Source organism: Atopobium fossor DSM 15642, assembly GCF_000483125.1.
GTDB lineage: Bacteria > Actinomycetota > Coriobacteriia > Coriobacteriales > Atopobiaceae > Atopobium > Atopobium fossor.
In genome coordinates, this window is record NZ_KI519553.1 from 705039 (window position 1) to 722202 (window position 17164).

General features: G+C 45.2%; 15 protein-coding genes. All 15 read right to left on the reverse strand.

What is annotated here, in order from left to right:
• Nucleotides 1-23: 23 nt before the first annotated feature.
• Nucleotides 24-968: a site-specific tyrosine recombinase/integron integrase gene (gene xerA / locus G469_RS0106010; RefSeq protein WP_028264281.1), complete on the reverse strand. Its 945-nt coding sequence runs from the start codon at nt 966-968 to the stop codon at nt 24-26.
• 8 nt (nt 969-976) lie between these two features.
• Complete coding sequence (trmFO, locus tag G469_RS0106015) at nt 977-2350, reverse strand: methylenetetrahydrofolate--tRNA-(uracil(54)-C(5))-methyltransferase (FADH(2)-oxidizing) TrmFO (protein ID WP_028264282.1); 1374 nt, start codon at nt 2348-2350, stop codon at nt 977-979.
• Between the two features lie 29 nt (nt 2351-2379).
• Nucleotides 2380-3267 carry a DNA-processing protein DprA gene (locus G469_RS0106020; protein WP_084522320.1) on the reverse strand — a complete coding sequence of 296 codons (888 nt, stop codon included), beginning with the start codon at nt 3265-3267 and terminating at the stop codon, nt 2380-2382.
• Nucleotides 3264-4721: a YifB family Mg chelatase-like AAA ATPase gene (locus G469_RS0106025; RefSeq protein WP_028264284.1), complete on the reverse strand. Its 1458-nt coding sequence runs from the start codon at nt 4719-4721 to the stop codon at nt 3264-3266. The genes G469_RS0106020 and G469_RS0106025 overlap by 4 nt, the downstream gene beginning before the upstream one ends.
• 2 nt (nt 4722-4723) lie before the next feature.
• Nucleotides 4724-5200: a YraN family protein gene (locus G469_RS08570; RefSeq protein ID WP_051353800.1), complete on the reverse strand. Its 477-nt coding sequence runs from the start codon at nt 5198-5200 to the stop codon at nt 4724-4726.
• A gap of 127 nt (nt 5201-5327) precedes the next feature.
• Complete coding sequence (locus G469_RS0106035) at nt 5328-6122, reverse strand: ribonuclease HII (protein WP_028264285.1); 795 nt, start codon at nt 6120-6122, stop codon at nt 5328-5330.
• 106 nt (nt 6123-6228) lie between these two features.
• Entirely contained in the window at nt 6229-6570 is a 342-nt protein-coding gene (gene rplS / locus G469_RS0106040) for a 50S ribosomal protein L19 (protein ID WP_028264286.1), read from the reverse strand.
• A 116-nt stretch (nt 6571-6686) separates the two neighbouring features.
• Entirely contained in the window at nt 6687-7640 is a 954-nt protein-coding gene (locus G469_RS0106045) for a DUF6273 domain-containing protein (RefSeq protein ID WP_028264287.1), read from the reverse strand.
• Complete coding sequence (locus tag G469_RS0106050) at nt 7637-8713, reverse strand: deoxyguanosinetriphosphate triphosphohydrolase (protein ID WP_028264288.1); 1077 nt, start codon at nt 8711-8713, stop codon at nt 7637-7639. The genes G469_RS0106045 and G469_RS0106050 overlap by 4 nt, the downstream gene beginning before the upstream one ends.
• Nucleotides 8714-8828: 115 nt before the next feature.
• Entirely contained in the window at nt 8829-11606 is a 2778-nt protein-coding gene (gene ppdK, locus G469_RS0106055; protein ID WP_028264289.1) for a pyruvate, phosphate dikinase, read from the reverse strand.
• Nucleotides 11607-11845: 239 nt separating this feature from the next.
• Nucleotides 11846-12724, reverse strand: coding sequence for a pyruvate, water dikinase regulatory protein (locus G469_RS0106060; RefSeq protein ID WP_028264290.1), 879 nt, complete (start codon nt 12722-12724; stop codon nt 11846-11848).
• A gap of 25 nt (nt 12725-12749) precedes the next feature.
• The gene (gene glyS, locus G469_RS0106065) at nt 12750-14846 is read right to left on the reverse strand and encodes a glycine--tRNA ligase subunit beta (RefSeq protein ID WP_028264291.1); all 2097 of its coding nucleotides are present in this window, start codon (nt 14844-14846) and stop codon (nt 12750-12752) included.
• A complete protein-coding gene (locus tag G469_RS0106070) occupies nt 14846-15757 on the reverse strand; it encodes a glycine--tRNA ligase subunit alpha (protein ID WP_028264292.1) in 912 nt (303 codons plus the stop codon). The genes glyS and G469_RS0106070 overlap by 1 nt, the downstream gene beginning before the upstream one ends.
• A 25-nt stretch (nt 15758-15782) precedes the next feature.
• Complete coding sequence (gene lepB, locus G469_RS0106075; RefSeq protein WP_028264293.1) at nt 15783-16415, reverse strand: signal peptidase I; 633 nt, start codon at nt 16413-16415, stop codon at nt 15783-15785.
• Nucleotides 16405-17163 carry a tRNA (guanosine(37)-N1)-methyltransferase TrmD gene (trmD, locus tag G469_RS0106080; RefSeq protein ID WP_035425411.1) on the reverse strand — a complete coding sequence of 253 codons (759 nt, stop codon included), beginning with the start codon at nt 17161-17163 and terminating at the stop codon, nt 16405-16407. The genes lepB and trmD overlap by 11 nt, the downstream gene beginning before the upstream one ends.
• Nucleotide 17164: the final 1 nt, after the last annotated feature.

Genomic DNA, 17164 nt, shown 5'->3' on the forward strand with positions numbered 1-17164 from the left:
CCTTCCTCATGCAACCCACTGTGCTAACCACGAGGATGAGCTTGCTTTGTGGCTTCTTTCAATCGAGATACCGATAAGTGCGTATAAATCTGAGTAGTAGACAAACTCTCATGGCCAAGCAATTCCTGAACGCTGCGCAAATCTGCTCCCCCATCCAACATTACTGTTGCAAAGGTATGTCTCATAGCATGTGGAGTAAGAGATGGATCCAAACCAGCTTGAATAATGCGTTTCTCAAATGCCTTGCGCAAAGCCGCAGCAGACATTGCATTGCCTCTTACCGAGACAAATAACTTATCAGATGTTTCTTTTAAATTACGAACTTTAGACACCAACTGTGGACGAGCAATTTCTAAATAGAGCTTAGTTGCTTCAAGAGCCCTGCTATATAAAGGAACGATACGTTGTTTAGAGCCCTTACCAAAAAGCGTTAGTTGACGCTGAGTAAAGTCAATATCACCTACAGTAAGGTGAGCTATCTCAGAAATGCGAGCTCCGCTTGCATATAACAACTCAAGAAAAGCCTTGTCACGAATGGATTCCATATCTGAACCATGACAAGTCTTAAAAAGCGCTATAACCTCTGCATGTGACATAACATGGGGTAAAGTTTTAGGAATTTTAGGGCTGGTCACTGCACTTACCCCATTTGTTTGAATAGCACTTTCGCGCGCCAACCACTTGTACATTGATCTAAGTGCAGAAAGATGCCTATTAATAGTTCTTTCGGAATATCCAGCACGAGTAAGTTCAAGTAAATAACTACGAACTTCCCTATGAGAAACCCCAAGTGGATCTACACCTTCACGCTCACACCAGTCTACAAATGAATATAGATCCGTAGTATATCCTCGCAAAGTATTGCTCGACAACTTTCTGATTGCATCATCAAACGCGATGAATTTATCAATGTAGTCTCTAAATTGCTGTTGAGAAGTGCTTCGAGCTTGAACATGAGTGCTAGACATACAAAACACTAATCCTCAAGCTTGGGAAGTACGTTTTTACCAATGCCGTCACTAAACAAATCTGGACGAGAAAGCACATAAGCTTGTAAGTCATTTAGAGCGCGTGAAGCGTAAGCTGCATAGCGGTCTTTTTTGCTACGAACATGCTGATCAAGAGGTTTAAAGATGCCAAAGTTTACATGCATAGGTTGATAGTCTTCTGTTTGTGGATTAGTTGCATAAGCTACCAAAGAACCAAACGCACCGGTTTTTGGAAGTGTTACCTGTTGGACATTGGTAAGCTCAGCAAAGGTATTAAGTGCAGCAAATAATCCAGAAGCAATAGCCTCAACATAACCTTCAGTACCTGTAATCTGACCAGCAAAACGTATTTGTGTTCCTGGTAGCGCAAAGCTTGAATCCAATACATGTGGACTATCTACAAATGAATTGCGATGCATTACACCGTAGCGGAAAAATGCTGCATACTCCAATCCTGGAATCATACGAAAGACACGCTTCTGCTCCGGCCAAGTAAGGTTAGTTTGAAAACCAACAAGATTGTATGAGGTACACTCCTTGTTTTCTGGACGTAGCTGGACAGCCGCCCATGGACGCTTACCTGTACGAGGATCAACCAAACCAACAGGTTTCATAGTGCCAAAACGCAAAGAATTTATGCCTGTACGTGCAATTTCTTCCACAGGCTGACAAGCATTAAATAAATCGGATTGATCAAAATCTTTTGAAATAGCACGTTTAGCTTCAAGGAGTTCTGCAATAAAAGCTTCGTACTCTTCCTTGTTAAGTGGGCAATTAAGATAATCACCCATACCAGTCTCACCATAACGAGACTGTTCAAAAATAACTTCTCTATTAAGGGAGTTTGTATCTACGATAGGTGCTGCTGCATCATAAAACGCACTGCCAGCACTACCAACACGAGCAATCACAGCGGCAAATAGTTCCTCGGAGCATAAAGGACCAGCAGCAATAACACAAGGACCTTCGGGGATACAATGGACTTGCTCCCGAATAACTGTGATGCATGGATGAGATTCGATTGTTTGCGTAACTAGATTAGAAAATACATCACGATCAACGGCAAGGGCCGCACCTGCAGGCACCCTTGCTTGAATAGCAAGTTTAATAAGCTCAGAGTCCATGTATAAAAGTTCTTGTTTGAGTAAGCCTGCAGCGCTTGCTTCACGCATTGACTTCAATGAATTAGAGCACACAAGCTCCGCAAATTTATCACTATGATGCGCTGGTGAAGAAACTTGAGGGCGCTGCTCATAGAGATGAACATAGATGCCACGTTTAGCCAACTGCAAAGCACATTCACTACCAGCTAGTCCACCACCAACAACCGTGACAACATGAGTGTTTGACATAAAATCCATTTAGAAAAACCTTATTCGTATTTGGAACGCTATCCGCTTAAGTATGACTGTTCCGAAGCAGAATAACGACCGTCAGGCAATCTTTTTACAAGACGTTTAGCTTCATATTCCGAGAGCGTACGAATCACTGTCAAAATATTTTTATCCAAGCGCAGAGCAAGCTCATCGGGACGCATGGGACTTGCAATCAATGCCTCGATGATTCTTCCACGCGTTGGAGAATCTCCAGATGATATAAGTCTACTTTTCCCAAAATCTATTGATATACGTGTTTCGAGAGAGACTTCATCAGAAATTATGGCTGCTCCCAGCTCAATAAGACGATTGGTTCCACGCGACTGTGGTGAAAAAATAGAACCGGGTACTGCATACACGTTTTTGGACAGTTCTTCCGCCGCTTGTGCGGTGCTAAACGTACCAGAAGGCATGCCAGCTTCTGTAACGATTAAGCTCGTACATAATCCAGCAATTATCTGATTGCGTTTAGGAAACGCATAGCGTCTTGGCTGCTGATGCCAAGGTTCACAAGAAACAACAGCTCCTCCACCAGAACGCGCTGCAACAAAAATATCCTCAGAGCTTTGTGGATATACTACATCTGCCCCACAACCAGAAACGATAATGACTTTTCCTCCGGCATCAAGCGCTGCCTTGCAAGCAGCATAATCTACACCCATAGCACCACCTGATATCACCACAATGCCAGATTCTGCAGCAATACGCCCCGCCATTTGTGCAACCGCTATACCGTACGGAGTAGCTCGTCGTGCACCAATAATGGCTAAAGATGGTGCATATAGCGTCTCTAGACAGCCTAGTACATACATGCGCTTGTATGACCCATTCAAAAACTGTAAGCACTCCGGCCATCGAGAATCTTCTCTGCCAAACTCCATAGAGCAAATCTGTTCACTCACCCAGCATCACGCATCCTGTACGTTACTGCTTCAATTACATCATCTCCGTTTACGAACACACGCTGATCAATATCTGCAATTGTTCGTGCTAGTGCAATGGTGCGAGCTATGGCTCGACCTCCTAGACTGTACGAATTAGAGAAGGACTCCAATGCATGACGAGCTTCTGTCGAGAAGGTCTTAAAGTCATCAGCCTGTGAAACTAATCGTTCAGCTCGGAAAGAAATACCATCCAAAACAAGTGTTTTCATATCTTGTGTAGACAAACCAGATTGTCGTCCAAGCACTTGAGCGGCAGAAGGGCGAGGTACATCTACATGCAAATCAATACGATCCATAAGCGGACCGCCAATTTTACCTAAATATTTATTGACAGCTGCTTTAGAGCAGTGACAGACATGACCTGGATCACCAAAATAACCGCAGGGACAAGGATTAGCTGCCCCAATCAATAAAAAATCACTAGGAAACTCGTATACACCGTCTGCACGAACTAAACGTACCATCTTATGCTCGATGGGCTGACGCAATACTTGAAGGGTATTAGAAGCAAATTCTGGAATCTCATCCAAGAACAAAACACCTCTGTGCGCCAAAGAAATTTCCCCAGGCATAACTGGTCTGCCACCACCCACCATACCCGCTATAGAAATTGAATGATGCGGGGCTCTAAAAACAGGAATCCCTTGAGTGACATACTGGATTGGCAGGCCAGCAACAGAATGAATAAGTAGAACTTCTTGTATTTGCCTTTGTGTTAATGGTGGAAGAATACTTGGTAAACGGCGGGCAAGCATAGTTTTACCAGCGCCGGGAGGACCAACCATAAGCAAACCATGTTTGCCTACAGCAGAAATTATAAGAGCTCGTTTTACTAACTCTTGACCATAAACCTGATTGTAGTCTCCCACTTCATCTATGGCAGACGAATAGTAGCTATCTATAGGCTCAGGTACATGCTCTAATTGCTTTACACATGCACCACTACGTAGTTGCGATAAATTGCAAATGTTCCACCCATATGAACTCGTTTGCAACGCACCGCATAAATGAAGATGGTGAACCTGGCAATATTGCTCGTATGCCGCTTCTCCCCTTACGGGACAAATGTCTCCATCCAAAGAAAGTTCTCCCACAATAAGAAGATTATCAAACGCAATAGAAGTGGTAAGTTGTTGGGTTGCACATAGAATGGCTACTGCAATGGGCAAATCTAACCCACTGCCTGATTTGCGAATTTCACTTGGAGATAAATTTACTGTTACATGCAAACGCGGTACCGTAAAGCCTGCAGCGCGCAAGGCGCAACGAATACGGGAACGAGCTTCCAACACAGCAGCATCAGGCATACCAACAATAGTAAGTCCTGGAATTCCACCAGAGATACTAACCTCAACCTCTATGGGAATGGCCTTAATACCTCGTAGGATTGCCGTGTGAATTGTAGCGGCCATTGCTACTCATCCGCCTCAAAGGCACCAATAATATGATGAATCCGAGCTAAAGACTCGCTCATAATTTGAATAGAAATTACATCAAAACGTATAGACTCAACCTGTTCAAAACAGTTTTCAATAACCTTTGCAGCTTTTAAATAACGCTGTTGCTTATTCTTGTTGACAGCATATTCGGGATAGTTTTCCACATCTTCTTTGTGTAAACATACACGAGTTTTTACCTCAATCAAAACCGTCTCAGTAACAGTGTTCTTGTCATTTTGCTGATCGTTTTGATTGCTGTCTGCTAGTACATCAATCTCTACCCCACCAATTTTTAGATTGGTTGCCCGAATAGTATAACCACGCTTGGTAAGGTACTGCCTGACGATATTCTCGCCCTCACGCCCAACTTCTGCGGTTGTATATTCTGCAATGGGCTTGTTATACATGCGCCCACTTGCTTTTAGCTGATTATCTGGATTACTTTTTTGCATACTATCTCCCCTTGAGTAAAACCTACAAGGCAAGCATCGCAAAGTAATCTAACCTAAGCCAAACAGCTGTTAACACACACCAAACAAAATAAGGCAAGTTATAAACTTACGCATACTGTAAAAAGCGTTAAAACAATGGTGGTGTCTCTAAAAAATTGTTACAAAATGAAACACGATGAATGGGGCATAAACCACGAGCTTTAATAGCAGCAATATGTTCTGCAGAAGCATATCCTTTAGATTCTGCAAAATGGTATCCAGGATATTCTGCATCGTAAGCCACCATGATGGCATCACGCGTGGTTTTAGCCACAATAGACGCTGCAGCAATACAAGCAATAGTGGCATCACCTTTTACCACACAATGTTCCTTAGGGTGTATATGCACAGGATTGCCATCAATTAAAACAGCATCGGGCTCGATGCCAGCATCAGTAATTGCGTGAACCATAGCCATCCTAAGAGCAGTACCCATACCTATAGCATCAATAGAATCGGGTTCTATATGAGCAACACCAATTGCAAGCGCATGTCGAGTAATTTGAGAAGCCAGAGCCTCTCTACGTGCTGGAGTAAGTTGTTTAGAATCATTAATACCCCAAATAACCGGCTCTGGAGGAAGTGCTACTGCACATACCGTAAGCGGACCTGCTACAGCACCACGACCAACCTCATCTATGCCCAGCACTATGCCGTCACCGCCATACTCTTGCATCTTTTGATACATGACAGATACGCGCATGTGTTCTAAAACTTCTTTTTCATGGCGGCGTAAAGCCACAGCAACGGCATGTTTAACCTGTGTGCGAGGGTCTTCGCTATAGCGCTGAGCCAAAACGGGAATCTCATCAAAAGAAGCGTCAGACAAAAGTGCACAAATTTCTCGCGCGGTACCTGGACGTGTTTGTCCATACTCAGTCATGGCAACTCCTTATTTGAAGATAAGTCTTACACAGCATAACGCAATGTCCACGTAATAAAAAAGCCGCTCCCCCAGGAACGGCTTATCAAACAAACTAATGAGCAGTTTAGCGCTTCTCACGAATACGAGCTGCCTTACCAACGCGATCACGCAGGTAGTAAAGCTTAGCGCGACGCACATCACCGTGACGTACAACCTCAAGCTTAGCAATCTTAGGGCTGTGTACAGGGAACGTACGCTCTACACCAACACCAAAGCTGAGTTTACGAACAGTAAAGGTCTCACGAGCACCAGCACCAGACAGGCGAATAACGTCACCCTGGAATACCTGTACACGCTCACGATCGCCTTCCTTAATGCGATAGTGAACCTTTACATTGTCACCAACCTGCAAAGCAGGAATATCCTCGCGGATTTGCTGGCGCTCAATAGCACGAATGTAATCCATTAGAATCCTCGTCTCTAGAGGTGCCGGCGCATCTGCGAACGACACATAGCTTTACACACAGGTGTCTAGTATATCCAAGACACCTCATATCGCAAGCGATAATTGCATTTTAGCAGTTATATGCAAAAACCCACCACAACACCCAACGACTCGTTGGGTGCAGAATACCCATACGGATAGCCAGTGGGAAGTACGTTATAAAAATAACGATGTTCTAAGCCCTCATACACAAAGAAAAATGCAGATCGATACCACCAGGCAGATTTTTGTTCTTGAAAACTCTTAGCAAGCGTACCTGATGGATCTAAATGAGGTGTAATTCCTTCATGTACATAGCGCTCGTATTGTGTGCCCTCTGCATTAACAACATCATCTAAATACGCATACTGGTTTCCATACTCATGTGTAAACCAATCAATCTTGCCACACACCTCGCTTGCCGACAAAAGCCACAGCTCATCATCAGTAGTGCTTACTGCAGATGCATCACGTGCGCCGCCCGCATTGTTAGTTGCTTTTTTTACTGGCACAATGGCAGAACGAAGCTCTGCAGGAAACTTTGGTAACTCTGTGGATGCAAGCCAACTACGCATTTCTGATGCTTCCCAGCCACCAGCATTGTCTCCACCAACATTCATAGCACGCTGGTCAAGAGCTTGTTTGGTTACAAAAGTCAAACCTGCTTTACCAGAGCCATCAGCCTTATCATCATGACAAATACCCACCAACTGAGCAGAAACAACGCTGCCATCACTTAGCTCAAACTGCACTTCCTCATCACTCAAAACATTATTCTCATCTATAAGCTTATATGCTTGAGCAACAGATCGTGCTTCATCATTGGTTGGTGCTGCAGCAATTTCTTTGGAAATCTGTGAGAGCTCAGTCCAGCTATAATTTGCAAGACTCTTCTCTTGGGGACCTTCTGGCTGTTTAGGTACATTTGTAGAGTTTGAAAGATCTGGTATAAATGGAATGGGAACGCCGGTGTATACAACATAAAGTGCAAAAGCACCTGCCACCAAAATCACCAAGGACGCAAAAACACGAATTATTTTTCCAAAACTCACAACGAACCTCCCATTCGCCATGCGCGAGGAACCATAATGCTCTGGAACGTCCTAATTGCATAGCGGTCTGTCATACCAGCGATAAAATCAGCCACTTGAATCTCTGGTTTATCTTGATTATGAATGCGATATTCCGCAGGAATTGCCTCCATATGCTGAACAAAGTAAAAAAACAACACATAAATGAGTTGATTTGCCTTTGGCTCCTCCACCTTAGCGTCACTCTGAGTGTAAATATGTTCATTCAAAAAAGCTCGCAGCTCCATCATGGCCTCAAAAACTCTAGTGGACATGCGGATAGAATCACTGTTTTGACTAGTAGCAATTACATCTTCTACCATAGTTGCAATGCGCTGTGATGAAGAATTACCAAGTACGTTACGAGGAGCAATGGGCAAATCCTCCTCCGTCAAAAGACCCGCTCGCGTTGCATCATCAATGTCATGAGAAACATACGCTATGCGGTCTGCCAACGAAACAATCTGTCCTTCCAGTGTCATAGCCTTCTGTTTTCCGGTATGGCACACAATACCATCCACAACCTCACGCGTAAGATTTAAACCTCGCCCGTTTTTCTCGAGAAGATCAACAATACGGGCACTTTGCTCATTGTGTTTAAAGATAAGCGACTCCTGCGTGACACCAACACCTTCTAACGGCTGCTTGTTAAACTCTGCAATGGCTTTTGACAGCGTGCGCTCTCCTGTATGTCCAAAGGGCGTATGTCCTAGATCGTGACCTAAACCAATTGCTTCCGTCAAATCCTCGTTAAGGCGCAATGGACGAGCAATATCGCGTGCTATCTGGGTAACCTCAAGTGAATGCGTTAAACGCGTACGATAATGATCGCCTTCGGGTGCCAAAAAAACCTGCGTTTTATGTGCAAGGCGCCTAAAGCTTTTGCAATGTAAAATACGGTCGCGATCACACTGAAAAGCAGTACGATACAAATCATCTTCCTCTTCATGCAAGCGACCAACTGTTGCATCAGAAAAAGCAGCATACGGAGACAAGATGTCGTGCTCACGCCGTTCAAGCACTTCTCGATACGCTAGTTGAGTTTGATGAGACATACTTTCTCCTTTCTGCTAGCAGTGTAACAGCTATGCTATATATATGCAGTGTTTATGCAGTAAAAAAGGGAGGAGTTGTGCAACCCCTCCCCTCTCACAGTTCGTTTATAGATGCCTATGCATCAAGCTTAACAGCGCCACCGTTTGCCAAAATCTTTGCTTGAGCAGCAGTTAAACGTGCAATAGGTACACGATAAGGCGAGCAACTTACATAATCCAAACCATCATCATAATAGGTGTGGATGGATTCCGGGTCACCGCCTGTCTCACCGCAAACGCCACAAACAATCTTAGGATTGGAGGCACGTCCACCCTCAAGAGCAATCTTAACCAACTTATTTACACCGGAATCAAGGGTCTCAAATGGGTTGGAGGCTAAAATCTTACGACGCAAATATGTTGGAATAAAGGCGCTTTCAACGTCATCACGCGAGAAACCAAAGGTGGTTTGCGTAAGGTCATTAGTACCAAAGCTAAAGAAGTCAGCATACTTGCCAATCTCGTCCGCTTCAAGAGCAGCGCGAGGAAGCTCAATCATAGTACCAATAGGAATCTCTAGCTCAATACCATAGCGTGCACTTACTTCCTCAATATCCTTCTCAATCTGAGCACGAAGCTGAATAAGCTCCTCGGCAGTGGATACCAACGGAACCATTACCTCAGGCTTGGGGTCAAGACCACGGCTCTTAAGCTCTGCCGTAGCAGATGCAATAGCACGAATCTGCATATCAATAAGCTCGGGATACACAATGCCCAAACGGCAACCGCGCAAGCCAAGCATGGGATTAGCCTCAACCATAGAGTCAATGCGACGAAGCAAGTCACGTTTCTCGGCAATTTGAGACTTAGGAGCACCCTGCTCCTCCATGTGAGCAATCTCTACATCAATGGAGCGAGGATCATCCAAAAACTCATGCAGAGGAGGATCGAGCAAACGAACAATAACTGTGCGGCCATTCATAGCCTCAAACATGCCCAAGAAGTCACCCTTCTGAGCATCTAAAAGCTGACCAAGAGCATGCTCTTTAATCCCATCAGACTCGGCCAAAATAAAGGATTGGATAATCTGCTTGCGCTCACCCAAGAACATATGCTCGGTACGGCACAAACCAATACCTTCTGCCCCAAAGTCACGAGAAAGTTGGGCATCCTCAGGATTATCTGCATTGGCACGAACACCCATATTGCGGCCACGAGAAGCATCCAAGCGAACTTCATCCGCCCACTCAAGAATAACTTCAAGGTCACCCGTAAGATCGGGGCGAACCAAAGCAACAGAACCCAAAACCACACGACCTGTAGTGCCATCAATAGAAATGACATCGCCCTCATGCAGCACAATATTGGTACCAGAAACGCGCGCTTCCTTGCGAGTTGCGTCAATCTTAAGTGCTTCTACACCGCAAACGCAGGGAGAACCCATACCGCGGGCAATAACAGCAGCATGGCTTGTCTTACCGCCGTGGCTCGTAAGAATACCTTCGGCAGCAACCATTCCTTTAAGATCATCGGGGTTGGTTTCCCAACGAACCAAAATGCAGGGACGATTCTGCTCTGCAAATTTAACGGCATCGTCAGAAGAGAAAACAACTTCACCAACAGCAGCACCAGGACTTGCATTAAGGCCAGTAGCCAAAACATCAAGCTTTGCTGTAGGATCAAGCTGTGGATGCAGCAGTTGATCAAGCTGAGCAGGATTTACGCGAAGAACTGCTTCTTCCTTAGAGATACGACCTTCACGTTGCATATCAATAGCAACTTTAAGTGCAGACAAAGCCGTGCGCTTACCAACACGAGTCTGAAGCATCCAAAGTTTGCCCTGCTCGATAGTAAACTCAATATCCATCATGTCACGATAATGATCTTCCAGCACCTCAAAGATGCGGAAAAGCTCTTGACCAGACTCCTTAAAAGCAGGCATCTTTATAAGATCCGCAATGGGCTCGGTATTACGAATACCCGCAACAACATCCTCACCCTGAGCGTTTACTAAGAAATCACCATAACGCTCGTTGGTACCATCCGCAGGATTACGAGTAAAAGCAACACCTGTAGCAGAGGTTTCTCCCTTGTTACCAAAGACCATGACCTGAACATTTACAGCAGTGCCCAAGTCATCAGAAATCTTATTTTGTTTACGATACAAAATAGCGCGGCCATTCATCCAGCTACCAAATACTGCCTCAATAGCAAGCTTAAGCTGTAGCTGTGGGTCTTGAGGGAAGGAAACCTTACCAGATGCATCTGCTACCTCAGGATGCTCCTTTGCATCAACATTTTTGGAGAAAATATCCTTAAACTGAATGGCTAAATCTTTAAGATCATCTGCCGTTAAATCGGTATCGCTCTTAACACCCTTAGCCAATTTACGAGAAGTAATTGCATTCTCAAACAAATCTGCATCTACACCCATAACAACGTTTGAGAACATCTGAATAAAGCGACGATATGAATCCCAGCCAAAACGAGGATTTTCGGTCTGAGCAATAAGACCATTAACGGAAACATCATTAAGACCAAGGTTAAGTACGGTATCCATCATGCCAGGCATAGAGAAAGGTGCACCGGAACGGACGGAAACGAGCAATGGATCGTTAGGATCACCAAGCTTCTTACCCATACGCTGTTCAAGATCTTCTCGAGCTGCTTCAATCTCATCAAGAACTGCCTGATCAGTCCAGGTATTACCCGCGCTCGAATACGCTACACAAGTCTGGCACGTAATAGAAAATCCTGGAGGAACCGGAAGACCAATGCGAGCCATCTCGGCAAGGTTTGCACCTTTACCGCCGACAATGTACTTGGCTTCATCGACTGTTTTTCCTGCTGCCTCGGTGACGTCAACACCTGCTGCGTCCTTACCGAAGCGGTAAACATGCTTTGTGTCAGCCATTTACACTCCTTGGGTCCATGCACACAACGTATGCAACCAACTTACGTATCACACGATAAGTCCTAGTCCCATTGTCACCAATAGGGACAAAGTTGGGACAGCGAAAACCGCTCATGGGTCCATTTTTTCCGTGGGCGGACGAGAAAGGACTCAATATTGGGACTGAGTTATAAAAACAGGAGATGCTGTGAACATCTCCTGATGAAAACGTGCGCATATGATTGTGTTTTGTTGAATTTTTACTCTGCTAAAGCTGCACGCGTCTTACGAATTGACTCGATGTGCTCAATAATTTCGGAGGCAGTCTCCTCCACTGCCTTACCTTCAGTGTTGATGATAATGCAACCCAAACGCTTCATAAACTTGCGAGCATCATCCTGCTCAACATCAATCTCCTGTGGATCTGCATAGGAACCAGCAATGGCAAAAGCTGCGTCATCAGATAGGCGACGTTGACGAATAGCAGCCAACACATCCGTAGAAGATACAAGACCAAACACGTTAGAAGGACTTACGCTCATAAGCTCTGCAGGAGGTTCTACTCCCAAGGCTAGGGGCACATTTGCTACCTTGAAGCCAAGAAATGCAAGGTACATAGACAAAGGTGTCTTTGAAGTGCGAGAAACACCAACCAAAATCACATCTGCCTTACCCAAATCCTGAGGATTACGACCGTCATCATGCTCAACAAAGAACTCCATAGCTTCAACACGACGGAAATAGCGATCATCCGTATTGTGAATAACGCCAGGAATATTCTTGGGTTCTTCACCCGTCAAGCTGGACATAACCGTAATGGCTGGACCCATTAAATCAATCGAAGGAATACCACGGTGGTCAAGCTCGCGGCGAACATCTGCACGCAGACGTGCGTCAACAATAGTATGGAATACTGCAGTTTGCTTATCGGGATTACCTAAGCTATCCAGATACTCACGCACCTGCTCAATGTTAGAGACCTTCGCCAAACGCTCGATGCGAATGGACTCATCAGGAAACTGACAAGCAGCAGCGTTAACTACCTCACTTGCAGTGTCTCCTAAAGAGTCAGACAAGATATGTACGACAGGAACATCCTCACAAGCGGTGTCGTCGACAAGATCAAAGTTTGCCTTCACGTCACGCATTCCTTTCAACAAGCACCTAGTTCTTACGAGCTAGTGCTCCAATATTAGCCACGTCAGCAAAAATACTGCAAAAACGATTTAATAGCCTCAAACGGTTACATCTAACAGTATCATCCTTGTCCATAACCATGACTTCATCAAAGAATCGGTCGATGGGTTCCTTAAGCTGGGCAAGCGCGCGTAAAGCAGCTGCAAAGTCACCAGATTCCATCGCTTCTCCAACGTTTTTCTCGCCAGACACCACAGAATGCAAAAGTTGCTGCTCGGGTTCATTCAAAATGGAAGCATCTACCTCATTGCCCAAAGATGCGTCCGCCAAGTGAGAAGCGCGAGCAAAAGCTCCAGCCAATGCTTGGAAGATCTCGGGCTGAGTTGCACGAGCTTGATCAAGAGCAGCAACACGACTCAAAAACTCTTGTGGATCGATGATTTGAACGGCAGAGACAGCCTCAATAGTGTCTGCTTTGGCACCCTCATCCCTAGCAATGGTAGCCAGACGACCAGCAAAGAAGTTGCCAATATCTGTAGCAACGCGATCCACATCAAAAGACAGACCCTGATTTGCCAAAGCATCTAGTGCACAGGTGATGAGTGCACGTAAATCCATAGCAGGAAGCTCACGTAAAATAGCAATGATGCCAATTGCAGCACGGCGCACTGCAAAAGGATCAGAAGAGCCAGTTGGAGGCTCATTAATAGCAAACAAAGCAGCTACGGTATCAAGTTTGTCTGCCAGAGCAACAAGCTTGCCATAGAGATTTTCTGGTAGGACATCACCAGCAAAACGTGGTCGATAATGCTGTGCTACTGCCACGGCCACCTTGGGATTCTCCCCTGCTGCCGTTGCATAATAACCACCCATAACGCCCTGTTGGCTGGTAAATTCGATAACCGCTTGGCTCACCAAATCTGCTTTTGCCAAATGAGCTGCACGAACCACATCAGTTATCTGAGTTTCATCCAACTTGATTGCTTGAGCAGCACCGCGAGCAATGGCTTCTATACGCTGGACCTTTTGCAGTACAGTGCCCAGCTTCTCTTGAAAGACTACGCGATCCAAACGCTGGACAAAGTTATCCATCGAGACTTTAAGGTCCTCTTCGTAGAAGAACTTAGCATCATCCAAGCGAGCACGAACCACACGCTCATTACCGTTAACAATAGTTGCCTCACAGGCAGGGTCACCATTAGAAACAATAACAAACTCACGAGTAAGCTTGCCCTGTGCATCATATATAGGAAAATAACGCTGATTGGATAGCATGGATTCACAAATAATCTCATGAGGAACTGCAAGGAATTCCTCATCAAAAGTACCAACCATAACAGTAGGCCACTCACAAAGGTTAACGACTTCATCAAAGGTGCGTTTTGGAGTATCTACATGACTACCTGGACGAGCAGCCTCTACCTGTGCAATTTGCTCTCGAATAACCTTAATGCGCGCCTCTGCAGAAAGAACGTGAGCTTCCTCCAAGACTGTCTCATACACATCGGGGCTTGTGACGGTATAGCAACCATCAGAAAGCACGCGGTGACCACGTGTTGTATTGGAAGAAGTAACATCACCATAGGTTACCGGCACAATTTCCGAACCAAGCAGGGCGCAAATCCAACGAATAGGACGCACAAAAGACTCGTGCACACAACCCCAGCGTTGGCTACGATAATTAGGCCATTCAATATTGCCAATAAGGTCATGGCAGAGCTCGGTCAAAATAGGCAATGCGGGACGAGAAGCAATATTAATTTCTGCAAATACGTACTCGCGACCGTCAGTATCTACCCTACGCACCAGCTGATCTACAGCAATACCAAACTTGCGTGCAAAACCAGCGGCTGCCTTAGTAGGATTACCATCTGCATCAAAAGCAACAGTGGATGCAGGTCCACGTTTTATATCATGAATTTCCTCGGTTGCCATTGCGAGATTATGTACCACAATAGCCAAGCGACGAGGACTTGTAATGATGCGTATATCTCCATAAGACAGGCCTGCTTCATTAAGACCTTGAGTCATGAGTTTGCTTAACTGAGTAGCAGCATTAATCAAAGGCGCTGAAGGCATTTCCTCGGTACCAATTTCGAACAAAAAATTCTGCATCTGAGCCATTAGGCTACCTCCCCCGCATGCTCAACATTTTTGGATGTACCGGCGACCTCTGCCAAATAGCATTCACAGCACAGCTTAGCAATAGTACGAACACGCAAAATGTAATTTGCACGTTCGGTAGCAGAAATAGCACCACGAGAATCAAGTAGGTTAAATGCATGACTGCACTTCATAACACAGTCATAAGCAGGAAGAGGAAGTTTGCGGTCTAAACAAGCGTGACATTCTGCCTCATACTCATCAAACTTGCGACGCATCATAGCTACGTCTGCCACCTCAAAATTGTAGGTAGAAAACTCGCGCTCATTCTCCAAAAATACCTCGCCATAGGTCATAGGGGTGCCATCAGGCAGGTAACTCCAAATAATGTCGTATACGGAGTTAACACCCTGTGCATACATGGCAATACGCTCCAAACCGTAGGTAATCTCTACGGGAATGGGGTCAACCTCAATACCTCCTACCTGTTGGAAATAGGTAAACTGAGTAACCTCCATACCATCCATCCAGACTTCCCAGCCTAGGCCCCATGCACCAAGCGTAGGGCTTTCCCAGTCATCCTCTACAAAACGGACATCATGTTCTGCTGGATCTAAGCCAATTGCTTTAAGTGAGCCCAAGTACAGCTCTTGAGAATTGGAAGGAGAAGGTTTAAGAATGACCTGAAATTGGTAATAGTGCTGCATACGATTGGGATTCTCACCATACCTACCATCAGCAGGACGGCGACAAGGCTGTGGATAGCAAGTGCGCCAAGCAGCAGGACCAAGCGAACGCAAAAGCGTTGCGGTATGAAAGGTTCCCGCACCAACTTCACTATCGTAGGGTTGCATTACTGTGCATCCTTGCTCTGCCCAATAATGCTCGAGCGCCAAGATCATATCTTGGAATGTAAGAGGCGCATTGCTCATATGCCACATACCTTTCCTCATGCAATTACAACGAACTTGCGTCTTCAAACGGCCAATAAATAAACAGGCAATGAGACGTAATGTTATCTACCGGAACAGCACCAAAATAGCGAGAATCCAGAGAATTAGTGCGATTATCCCCCATAACCCAAACATATCCCTGGGGAACTGTGTAAGGATAGGATAAACCACCATCTAATATATTTTGATCAAGCGGGTAAGAAAGCTTTCCAGCGGTATATGGCTCATCCAAAGCCTTGCCATCCACCACAACCTTGCCATCCTGTAAATCAACCGTTTGACCACTGGTGGCAATAATACGCTTTACCAAAATGGTTTTATCGTCCTCTGGACTCGTAAAGGTAACAATGTCTCCAGCCTTTGGATCTGTAAAGCGATAGCTGATCTTCTCGCCCACTAAACGATCACCCAACTGGATAGTTTGAAGCATAGAACCCGTAGGAACAACAAAGACATCTGCCACAAAGCTACGGATACATAAGGATAAAACCAGCGCACCAAGAGCAATAACTAACATTTGAACATACCATGGCTGCTCTTTTTTTGCATCATCGAGCTCTACAGCTGCAGATTCCTCAAGCCCTTTAAACTTCTCGTCAAGAGGTTCTTGGGTCTTATCCGTAGTATTAAGACTCATCATTCTCCTTTATCCGAGTGTTTAGCAACTGTTGAACAAACAGTTCTTCTTCTTTAGATAGAGTAGCTTGCTCAAGCAGGTCGGGGCGACGTAAAACAGTACGCTCCAAAGCATTTGCACGCCTCCATGACGCGATCTTCCCATGATTGCCAGAAAGCAACACCTCAGGAACGTTCATACCTCGATAACTTGAAGGCCTCGTGTACTGCTCATACTCAAGAAGACCAGCAGAGAAGGACTCGTCTTGTGCGCTCATTTCATCCCCAAGCGCACCAGGAAGCAAACGCACAATAGCATCTACTACAACCATACAAGCCAGCTCTCCACCAGTAAGAACATAATCTCCCAGTGAAAGTTCCTCATCTGCTAAAGAATAAGCACGTTGATCTATGCCTTCGTAGCGACCACACATGAAGACAATACGGGGTTTCTTACTTAAACGCTCAGCTACCTGCTGTGTAAAGGGTGTGCCAGTAGGAGTAAAGAACACCACATAGGGTTTCTCGTTAGAAGCAGCAGAAATGGCATCAAACGCTTCAAAAATGGGAGCGGGTTTCATGAGCATGCCGGCACCGCCACCAAAAGGAGCATCGTCTACTGTTTTATGACGATCATGCGTCCAGTCACGAAGATTGTGCGCGGTAAAAGAAAAGATACCACGATCTTGAGCTTTACCTAAAATGGATGATCCAAAATACGCATCAAATACCTCAGGAAATACGCTAATAGCTTCATAAGAATATCTCACT

What these genes read in the sequence shown, in the direction of transcription:
- xerA (WP_028264281.1), bottom strand. Translation starts at nt 968, where the DNA reads ATGTCTAGCACTCATGTTCAAGCTCGAAGCACTTCTCAACAGCAATTT.
- trmFO (WP_028264282.1), bottom strand. Translation starts at nt 2,350, where the DNA reads ATGGATTTTATGTCAAACACTCATGTTGTCACGGTTGTTGGTGGTGGA.
- G469_RS0106025 (WP_028264284.1), bottom strand. Translation starts at nt 4,721, where the DNA reads ATGGCCGCTACAATTCACACGGCAATCCTACGAGGTATTAAGGCCATT.
- G469_RS08570 (WP_051353800.1), bottom strand. Translation starts at nt 5,200, where the DNA reads ATGCAAAAAAGTAATCCAGATAATCAGCTAAAAGCAAGTGGGCGCATG.
- G469_RS0106035 (WP_028264285.1), bottom strand. Translation starts at nt 6,122, where the DNA reads ATGACTGAGTATGGACAAACACGTCCAGGTACCGCGCGAGAAATTTGT.
- rplS (WP_028264286.1), bottom strand. Translation starts at nt 6,570, where the DNA reads ATGGATTACATTCGTGCTATTGAGCGCCAGCAAATCCGCGAGGATATT.
- G469_RS0106050 (WP_028264288.1), bottom strand. Translation starts at nt 8,713, where the DNA reads ATGTCTCATCAAACTCAACTAGCGTATCGAGAAGTGCTTGAACGGCGT.
- ppdK (WP_028264289.1), bottom strand. Translation starts at nt 11,606, where the DNA reads ATGGCTGACACAAAGCATGTTTACCGCTTCGGTAAGGACGCAGCAGGT.
- glyS (WP_028264291.1), bottom strand. Translation starts at nt 14,846, where the DNA reads ATGGCTCAGATGCAGAATTTTTTGTTCGAAATTGGTACCGAGGAAATG.
- G469_RS0106070 (WP_028264292.1), bottom strand. Translation starts at nt 15,757, where the DNA reads ATGAGCAATGCGCCTCTTACATTCCAAGATATGATCTTGGCGCTCGAG.
- lepB (WP_028264293.1), bottom strand. Translation starts at nt 16,415, where the DNA reads ATGAGTCTTAATACTACGGATAAGACCCAAGAACCTCTTGACGAGAAG.